Below are 1,089 nucleotides of genomic sequence, written 5' to 3' on the forward strand. Positions count from 1 at the left end.
TGCCACTATATGCTGCTATCATGGTTATATAGTATAGATCATTTGCGCTTATGCGATTGCTTGGCGACTTGTTAGTCTCTTTAAAATTTTGGACTATTTTAAAGATAGCATTAGCCTCTTCCTTGCTATAAGGTAGCACCTTGCGCTCCATTGGGTTTATCTCCACTTTTACGTTTAGGTCATTTATGATGCTCTTACTTATGTAGTCGCTGTTATAGCAATACTTAAAGAACTGCACTACTCTTATCATATATTTTTGTATGGTTACTTGTGATAGTTTGGCATCATTTTTGCCCATGTGTATTATCTGCTCTAGGCTTTTGTCTTTATATTTGGCTTTTTGGTTTAGCTTGGTTGGTATGTGAGCTAAAGTATTTCTAAATTTAAGCAGATCATCTCGTGATATGGTTGTGATATCCTTGCTTGGATGAAAGAATTTAAACAATATATTGCCTACAATATTTACCAGATCCATAGTGCTGCTTGACCACTTTTGGCTAACGCTAGTATTAGCTGTAAAATTTTCAAATGCTGTTTTTAGTGTGATGATCTCCCTACTCTCTACCTTTCTTTGACTAGGAGAACATGGCACTATCTCGTATTCTTGGACTGCCTCATCATTTAAGCTGCCCACAGCAAAGCTACTATCTCCTACTTTTATGCGTTTGCCTATTAGATGACTATTAGCAGACAGTATCTGCTCTACACTCCTCTCATCACCTTTTGTTTTTACTAGCTTAAAAGGAGTGTTAAGTCCGTATTGTTGCTCGGCAGTTGCCATTATGGCATGTGAGAAATTTTTAGCTAGACTTTTGATATCTTCTTTTTTAAGAGGTAGCCCATTTGCTTCATCTAGAGCATTGATGTTATCTTGAAAGCTATCTATACCAGTTGGCTCAAATTTATAACTTTCATCTTGTTTGCTTAAGAATTTAAGTCTTTTAGACACAAGGTTTGTACTCTTGTCAAGCTTTGATATTAGGTAGTTTAGGGACAATATATGTTTTTCAAGCAGGGTTTGAGCTATGCTGGCTTTATCATCTTGATCTATGGCTTCATCTGGACTGTTAGATAAAATTTTAGCCTTAC

General features: G+C 36.1%; 1 protein-coding gene. It reads right to left on the bottom strand.

What is annotated here, in order from left to right:
* The coding region (locus F3G98_RS10550) for a site-specific integrase (RefSeq protein WP_508610418.1) at nt 1-1,089 on the bottom strand (1,089 nt) is incomplete at both ends.

Source organism: Campylobacter concisus (genome assembly GCF_902460895.1).
Classification (GTDB): domain Bacteria; phylum Campylobacterota; class Campylobacteria; order Campylobacterales; family Campylobacteraceae; genus Campylobacter_A; species Campylobacter_A concisus_BC.